The following is an 8,085-nucleotide window of genomic DNA, read 5'->3' as shown; positions in this document are numbered from 1 at the left end:
TTCGCCGCGTCGCCGAGCGCCGCGCCCGCGTTGGCGGCGTCGATCGCCGTCACCGGCACCCGCGCCTCGAAGCGGCGCTTCTCTACCGTACCCGCCTCGCCGCGGATCAGCGAGGCGTCGAACGTCACCACCGCGACCCGCGCGGTCGCGTCGAGATCGAAGCGGCGGAGCTCGCCGCCCAGGCGCGCGCCGGGGTCGACGGCCGATGGAGCGCCGCTCAGCACCAGCCGACCCGTGCGCGTGGTGATCGTGTCGCCCATCAGCCGAGCGAACAGCCGCGCGGGCGGCTCGGCCCACTGCGCGTCCTTGACGTAGGCGATCGTGGTCGGGGTCGCGTGGACGGGTACGCGCGTGGTCGCCAGCGCCTGCGGTACGCTCGGCTCCGCCACCGTGACCCCGTTCGCCCCGGTCGCACGCTGGACGGGGCCGACCGGCACCGCCGCCGCCGGCTCGATGGTCAACAGCGTCGGCGGCGGGGCCGCGCCGAAGCTGATGCAGCCGGCCAGCGGCGCGACGAGAAGAAGGACGGCGTAGCGCATGATCGGCCTCACTTACCCTTATAGTCCGGCAGCTTGGACTGACCTACGAGCGCGCCCGCCCCCTGCTGATCGACCTTCTCGGCGATCGACGACAGGGCGGCACTGGTCTGGCGCAGATCGCGCACCAGCAGCCCGACCTCGGGGATCGTCTGCTTGGAGAAGGCCTGAAGCCCCGGCCGTGCCTCGCCGATAGCTTCATTGAGCGTATCGGCGGAGCGCTGCGCCGACGCGATCGTACGATTCAAGTTGGCGACCGTCGGCTGGATATCGCGCGCGAGCACGTTGTTGGTCGTGCCCGCAAGCGCGCCGACCTGCTGCGCGGCATCGCCCGCCTGTTGGATCGCAACGCGCGTCTGCGCCAGCGTCGCCGCGATCTCGGGCGCGCGGTCGGCAAAGGCGTCGGTTAAGCGGGTGGTGTTCTCAAGGATGCCCGCGACCGACGCTTGATTTCGATCGGTCAGCAATCCGGTCAGCCGATCGGTCAGCGTCGACAGCCGCTCGAGCAACTGTGGCGCGGAGTTCAGGATCGCGCCCAGCCCGCCCGTGCGCGTCGGGATCACCGGAACTCCATATGGGCAGGTGCTCCCGGTCCCGCCCTCGGGGCAGGCGATCGGCGGCGCACCCTTACGCGCGCCGTCAAGCGAGATCTGGCTGACTCCGGTGAAACCGATCGACGAGATCGTCGCCGTGGTGCCCTGTAGGATCGGCGTGTCTTCGTTGACGCGGACACGCACCCGCACGAACTCGATATTATTGCGCCACAACTCGATTTGCGTGATCTGGCCGATCGGTACACCCGCGAAGGTCACGCCCGATCCGCGCGCAAGCCCATCAACCGACTGCTGGAAGAAGATGTCGTACTCCTTCTCCGACGCGCCGCCGAGCCGTGCGATCCAGACGGTGAATAGCGCGAGCAACGCAAGCAACAGCAGCACGACACCGCCGACCAGCACGTGATTGGACCGGGTCTCCATCAGCTCTCCACTCTCGCCCCGGACGTCTCCGTCCCGCCGCTCTGCGTCCCGCGATCCTTAGATGCGATCGCGGCGCGGCCGCGCGGCCCACCGAAATATTCGGCGATCCAAGGATGATCGGTCGCCAACAGCTCGTCGATGGTGCCGATCGCGATCACACGCTTGTCCGCCAACACCGCCACCCGGTCACATATAGCGTATAATGTGTCGAGATCATGGGTGATCAGGAATACGGTCAACCCGAGCGTCTTCTGGAGCGAACGGGTGAGCTCGTCGAACGCGGCCGCGCCGATCGGATCGAGCCCGGCGGTCGGCTCGTCCAGGAACAGCAGGTCGGGGTCGAGCGCCAGGGCACGGGCGAGGCCGGCGCGCTTCTTCATGCCGCCCGACAGCTCGGCGGGGTATTTCGGCCCGGCGTCCACGGGCAAGCCGGTCATCACCACCTTGAACGACGATATCTGGTCGAGCAGCGCCTGATCAAGGCCCCGGTAAAACTCCTTGAGCGGAACCTGCACGTTCTCCGCGACGGTCAGCGTGGAAAACAGCGCCCCCCCCTGGAACAGCACGCCCCAACGTTTGCTGATCTCGGCCATATCCCCCTCCTCGCGGCCGATGGTGGGCAGATCGAACACCCTGATCTCGCCCGCGGTCGGTACCTGCAGCCCGATGATGGAGCGCATCAGCACCGACTTGCCCGTCCCCGATCCGCCCACGACGCCGAGTATCTCGCCCTGCCTGACGTCCAGATCGAGGTTCTCATGGATGACCGCATCGCCGAACGCGTTGCTCAGGCCGCGCACGCGAACGATCGGATCGTCGTGGGACCTGCGCGCCGCCATCAATTCCAACCGATCCAGGTGAAGAACACCGCAAAGAACGCGTCCAGAACGATCACCAGGAAGATCGCCTGCACGACCGCCGCCGTCGTTCGCCTACCGACCTGTTCGGCGTCGCCCTCGACGAGCATGCCCTGAAAGCAGCCGGCGACCGCGATGATCGCGCCGAATACGGGCGCCTTGATCAGGCCGATGAACAGGTCGGTGATCGGCACCACCTCGCGAATGCGCTGGACGAAGGTGACGGGCGGGATGTCGAGCGTCACCCAAGTCAACAACCCGCCGCCTACCAGCGCGATCACCGACGCGTAGAAGCCGAGCAGCGGCATCAGCAGGATAGCGGCGATCGTACGCGGCACCACCAGCGCCTCCATCGGCGACACGCCGATGGTGCGCAGCGCGTCGATCTCCTCCGTCAGCTTCATGGTGCCGATCTGCGCCGCGAAGGCGGAACCCGACCGCCCGGCGACCATGATCGCGGTCATCAGCACCCCCATCTCGCGGAGCGTCAGCCGCCCGACGAGGTTGATCGTGAATACCTCCGCTCCGAACTGGCGAAGCTGCACCGCGCCCTGCTGCGCGATGACCATGCCGATCAGGAAGCTCATCAGCCCGATGATACCCAGCGCGGAAACGCCGACCGCCTCCAGCTCGTGGACGACCGCATTGAAGCGGAACCGCCGGGGATGCCGCGCGATATTGATAAAGGCGAGCGCGGTCGCGCCCAGGAAGCCCAGCAGGCCGTACATGGTCCGCATGGCCGTCGAAACCGCCGTCCCGACCTCGCCCAGCACGCGCTTGAACGGCGTGATCGTCGCCGGACGAGTCGCGACCGTTTGGTCGGCATGCTCGACCTGCGCGAAGAGGTGCCGGTCGTCCTCCCCGAGCCCTTCGACGGCGGCATCGTGCTTGGCGGCGAAGCGGTGGACGACCCAGGCGCCGATCGTGTCGAGCCGGTCGATCCCCGACAGGTCGATGCGGTTAACTTGGCCGGCATGCGCCGAGAGCCGCTCGGGCAGCGAACCGAGGCGCGCGAGCGACAGATCGCCGGTGAAGCGCACAACGCCGTCGCCATCCGTCGCGGAGAAATCGGCTGTCGCGCTCATCCAACCCTGATCATGCGGGAAATGCCGCTCTGCGGCAAGATGCTTGAATTGTCAGGCACGGGGCGGCGTCACGCCAGCGCCAGATCGACCGCGTGGATGATCAGCCCGACCAGTCCACCCACCAGCGTCCCGTTGACGCGGATATATTGCAGGTCGCGCCCGACCTGGTTTTCCAGCCTGGCGCTGATCGTCCGGGTATCCCAGCCGCGCACCGTCTCCGACACCAGGCGTACGATGCCGTCGCCGTAATCGGTCGCGATCCCCACCACCGCTCGGCGCGTGAAGCGGTTAATACGGCGCGCCAGCGCGGGTTCGTCGCGCAATGTCTCGCCAAGCTGGCGCAACACCTGCCCCAACTGGCCCGCCATCGCCGCTTCCGGATCGCGCGCGATGCGCAACAGCCCGGCGCGCGCCGCTTCCCACAGCCCCTCCAGCCAGCTTTGCATGGCGGGGTTGGCGATCAGCTCCTCTTTTACCGCCTCCACCCGCTCGCGCATCGCCGGGTCATGCTGAAGGTTCCACACCAGCCGGTCGAGCGACTCCTCCGCTCGCAGCCGCACGGGATGCGCGCGATTGTCGACCATCTCGCCCAGCAGCTTGTCGAGCCCGTCGATCAGCTTATTGGCGACCGTTTCGTCCAGGCCGGTCCAGCGCAGGATGCTGCCCGCCCGGTCGCTGACCATCTGGCGGATCAGCCCCTCGTTCTCGGCCAGCGTCTGCGCGGCCCAGCGCAGCGCGCCGTCGATCAGCGGCTGGTGCCGGCCCTCCCGCATCGCGGCGGCGAGTAGCTGCCCGGCGAGCGGCGCGGCCTGCGCCTCGCGCAGCCGCGCACCGATCGCCCCTTTGATCACCCCGCCCATCCGCGCCGGATCGAGATCCTCGAGCGCCTGCGCGACGAGCCGCGACGCGCCCTGGCGGAAGCGTCCGCCCGCACCCTCCGGCGGATCGGTCAACCAGCGCGATATCGCGGCCGCTACGTCCAGCCGCCGCATTCGCCTGGCGATGACGCCGGGGATCAGGAAGTTCGTGCGCAGGAACAGCGCCAGCGTGTCACCGATCCGCTCCTTGTTGTTGGGCACAATCGCGGTGTGAGGGATTGGAATGCCCAGCGGATGCCGGAACAACGCCGTCACCGCGAACCAATCGGCCAGCCCGCCGACCATCGCGGCCTCCGCGAACGCACGCACGAACCCCCAAAACGGCGCGTCCTGCGGATACGCCCCGATCAACGCTCGACTAATGAAGAACAGCGCCGCCATGGCGACGAGCAGCCCGGTCGCGACCAACCGCATCCGTTTGAGCGCCGCAGGAGCGGGCTCGATAGCGGCACGCTTGATGGGCTGATGCTTCATGGGTGCGGCAATGCGCGGATTAGCGGGAAGTTCAAGCACTCGCGGGACGGCCCGGCGCTATTCCGCGGGCTGTATCCGGTCGTCGCCATACCCCAGCTTTGCCTGCGCGGGCGCGAGCCGACGCCCACCTGGCCCCGCAACCCCGAGCACTTCCGATCCGTCGTCGCCAGGACGATAGGTAAGCAGCCGCCGCCCGAGCCGCGGACCCATCCAACGCTCGATCCCGACCGCCAGGCTGAAGGTCGCAGGTACGATCAGGAGCGTCAGGATCGTCGACAGGATCAGTCCGCCCATCACGGTGATCCCCATCGGGGCGCGCCACGATGCGTCGCCGTTGATGGAGACAGCCGTCGGGATCATCCCCGCGACCATCGCCACCGTGGTCATCACGATCGGCTGAGCGCGCTTGTGCCCTGCATCCAGGATGGCGGCCAGCGTGTCGACGCCCTTCCCGATCTCCTCCAACGCGAAATCGATGACCAGAATCGAATTCTTCGCGACGATGCCGATCAGCATGAGCAGCCCGATATAGACGGGCATCGAGACCGGCTGTCCGACGATCCACAAGGCGATCAACCCGCCGAGCGGCGCGAGCAGCAGCGACCCCATGTTGACGAAGGGCGGCAGAAACCGCCGATAGAGCAGCACCAGTACCGCAAATACCAGGAACACGCCCGACACCACCGCGACGATGAAACTCCTGATCATTTCCGCCTGCAGCTTGCTCTGCCCGACCACCAGCTCGCCGACCCCGACCGGCAGGTTCTTCATGGTCGGTAACTCATGGATTTGCTTCATCGCCGTGCCGCTGACGATTCCAGGCGCTAGATCGGCCCCGATCGTGATCTGCCGTTGCTGAGCCACGCGCGAGATGCGGGTCGGGCCGGAGCCCAGCCCGATCTCGGCGACGACGCCCAACGGCACCGACCCGCCGCTCAGGGTCGGTACGGGCAGGTTCTGGATCGTCGATAGGTTGGTTCGCGCCGACTGGTCGAGCGCGACGCGGATCGGCACCTGCCGATCGGACAGCGAGAAGCGCGCACTGTTCTGGTCGATGTCGCCGATGGTCGCGATCCGGATCGCGCTCGACAGGGCGGCGGTCGTCACCCCCAGATCGGCCGCGAGATCGAAGCGCGGGCGGATCACGATCTCCGGACGCTTCAGGTCGCCCGCGACGCGTGGGCTTTGAAGTGTCGGCAACGTCTCCATCTCCGTGACGATCCGCCGCGCCGTGTCGTCGAGCAGCTTGGGATCGCTGCCGCCGAGAACCACGGTCAGGTCGCGCCCGGCACTGCCCCAACCGTTTTGCGACTGGAACGACACGCGCGCGTCAGCGATCTTGGCCAGCTCGGGCGCGAGCGCTCGCTCGAATTCGGTCGAAGTCTTTTCGCGATCCTCCTTGAGCGAGGCGTTGACGCGTCCGTTGCCGACATATGTGCGGGCATAGACCGACTCCACCTCGGGCTGACGGCGCAGGAACTCGGCTACGCGATTCACCACCAGGTCGGTCTGCGCGAGCGTCGTACCCGGAACCATCTCGATCGAGGCCATGGCGTTGTCGCTGTTCTCCTGCGGCTGGAACGTCGAGGGCAGGATCATGAACATGATCGCCGTCATCGCAAACGCCACCGCGCCGATCCCGACCACCCACAGCCGGTGGTCGCGCAAACGCGACGTCCAGCGCCGCCAGCCGCCCCTGGCTTTGGCGGCGGTCGCCGCACGGGTGTCGAGCGACCAACGCAGGATGACCATGTACCAATCCATCAACCGCCCCTCGCCATGCGTGGCGGTGCCACCCGACTTCAGGAAATAAGCGGCGATCATCGGGGTGACGAGCCGCGCCACCGCTAGGCTCATCAGCACGGAAGCGACCACCGTCAGTCCGAAATTCTTGAAATACTCGCCCGGAACGCCCGGCATCAATGCAACCGGCATGAACACCGCGACGATCGCCATCGTGGTCGCCAGCACCGCGAGCCCGATCTCGTCGGCCGCGTCGATCGACGCCTGATAAGCGGATTTGCCCATGCGCATATGCCGGACGATATTCTCGATCTCGACGATCGCATCGTCCACCAGCACACCCGCAACCAGACTGAGCGCGAGCAGGGTCATAGTGTTGAGCGAAAAGCCCATCAGGTCCATGAACCAGAATGCGGGTATCGCCGACAGCGGGATCGCAAGCGCCGAGATAAAGGTCGCCCGCCAATCGCGTAGGAATAGAAACACGACGAGGACTGCGAGCACCGCGCCCTCCCACATCGCATCGATCGCGCTGTGATATTGCTCCTCGGTATATTTCACGCTATTCTGCCGGAGCACGAACTTCACGCTCGGCGTGCGCTTCTCGAGTGCCCGCAGCTTCTCTTGCGCCGCATGGAACACGGCCACATCGGACTCGCCCTTGGCGCGCTGGAAATCGAACGAAATCGCCTGGCGCCCGTCGACTGCGGCGCGGTTGCGCTGTTCGGCATACAGGTCGCGGACCTGGGCGATGTCCGATAGACGCACCGTCCGCCCGCCGCCGACCGCGATTTGCGTTTGGCCGAGTTCGTAAGCGGTTGTCGCATTGCCGACCACGCGGACCGATTGTTCGGACCCGGCAATCTCGGCGCGTCCACCCGCGGCGTTCAAATTCACCTGGCGGAGTTGCTGGTTGACCTGCGCCGCCGTCAGCCCCTGTGACTGTAACCTCACCGCATCGAGAATGACGCGGATTTCGCGGCTGACCCCTCCTTGGCGCTCGACCACGGCGAGCCCGGGAACCGACAGCAGTTCCTTGGCGACCGTATTGTCGATATACCAGCTCAACTCCTCGACGGTCATCGCGGTGGTCACGGCCGAATAGCTGGCGATGTCGTCGCCCGACGTGTTGATGCGAATGACCTGCGGCTCCAGGATCCCCTCCGGCAGGTCGCCGCGTATCTGCGAGATTGCATCGCGCACGTCGTTCACCGCGCGGTCGATAGGGGTCCCCAGCACTAGGTAGATCTCGGTGGCGGACTGGCCCTCGGTGATCGTCGATCGGATCTCGTCGATGCCCTGCAGAGAGCGCACCGCGGCCTCGACACGCTGGGTGACCTGAGTCTCGAGCTCGGTCGGTGCGGCACCCGGCTGATTGATCACGGCGACAACGATGGGGATGTCGATATCGGGATCGTTGTTTACGTCCATCCGCATGAACGACACGATCCCCGCCAGCGTCAGCGCGACAAAAATGACGATCGGGGGAACCGGATTGCGGATCGCCCAGGCGGAGATGTTGCGGAAGTCCATGG

6 protein-coding genes are annotated in these 8,085 nt (G+C 66.6%); all 6 read right to left on the bottom strand.

Translation table 11 applies throughout. The features are described from left to right. Window positions 1–539, bottom strand: a 539-nt coding sequence (locus tag ACFE7F_RS02905) for an ABC-type transport auxiliary lipoprotein family protein (RefSeq protein WP_375402334.1), incomplete at its 3' end; no start/stop codon positions are given. A gap of 8 nt (window positions 540–547) precedes the next feature. Further along, complete coding sequence (locus ACFE7F_RS02900; protein WP_375402333.1) at window positions 548–1,513, bottom strand: MlaD family protein; 966 nt, start codon at window positions 1,511–1,513, stop codon at window positions 548–550. Beyond that, window positions 1,513–2,352 carry an ABC transporter ATP-binding protein gene (locus ACFE7F_RS02895; RefSeq protein WP_375402332.1) on the bottom strand — a complete coding sequence of 280 codons (840 nt, stop codon included), beginning with the start codon at window positions 2,350–2,352 and terminating at the stop codon, window positions 1,513–1,515. Before ACFE7F_RS02895 ends, ACFE7F_RS02900 begins: the two co-directional genes overlap by 1 nt. After that, window positions 2,352–3,455, bottom strand: coding sequence for an MlaE family lipid ABC transporter permease subunit (locus ACFE7F_RS02890; protein ID WP_375402331.1), 1,104 nt, complete (start codon window positions 3,453–3,455; stop codon window positions 2,352–2,354). The genes ACFE7F_RS02895 and ACFE7F_RS02890 overlap by 1 nt, the downstream gene beginning before the upstream one ends. Before the next feature lie 68 nt (window positions 3,456–3,523). Continuing rightward, a complete protein-coding gene (locus ACFE7F_RS02885; RefSeq protein ID WP_375402330.1) occupies window positions 3,524–4,807 on the bottom strand; it encodes a DUF445 domain-containing protein in 1,284 nt (427 codons plus the stop codon). A gap of 57 nt (window positions 4,808–4,864) precedes the next feature. Further along, a complete protein-coding gene (locus ACFE7F_RS02880) occupies window positions 4,865–8,083 on the bottom strand; it encodes an efflux RND transporter permease subunit (RefSeq protein ID WP_375402329.1) in 3,219 nt (1,072 codons plus the stop codon). Window positions 8,084–8,085 lie beyond the last annotated feature (2 nt).

The sequence above is a fragment of the uncultured Sphingomonas sp. genome (assembly GCF_964235535.1).
In the GTDB taxonomy this organism is placed as follows: domain Bacteria; phylum Pseudomonadota; class Alphaproteobacteria; order Sphingomonadales; family Sphingomonadaceae; genus Sphingomonas.
Note: the sequence above shows the minus strand (reverse complement) of the source record. Positions and strands in the feature narration are given on the sequence as shown.

Coding starts and splice junctions, on each gene's coding strand:
- ACFE7F_RS02900 (WP_375402333.1), bottom strand. CDS start 1,513: ATGGAGACCCGGTCCAATCACGTGCTGGTCGGCGGTGTCGTGCTGCTG.
- ACFE7F_RS02895 (WP_375402332.1), bottom strand. CDS start 2,352: ATGGCGGCGCGCAGGTCCCACGACGATCCGATCGTTCGCGTGCGCGGC.
- ACFE7F_RS02890 (WP_375402331.1), bottom strand. CDS start 3,455: ATGAGCGCGACAGCCGATTTCTCCGCGACGGATGGCGACGGCGTTGTG.
- ACFE7F_RS02885 (WP_375402330.1), bottom strand. CDS start 4,807: ATGAAGCATCAGCCCATCAAGCGTGCCGCTATCGAGCCCGCTCCTGCG.
- ACFE7F_RS02880 (WP_375402329.1), bottom strand. CDS start 8,083: ATGGACTTCCGCAACATCTCCGCCTGGGCGATCCGCAATCCGGTTCCC.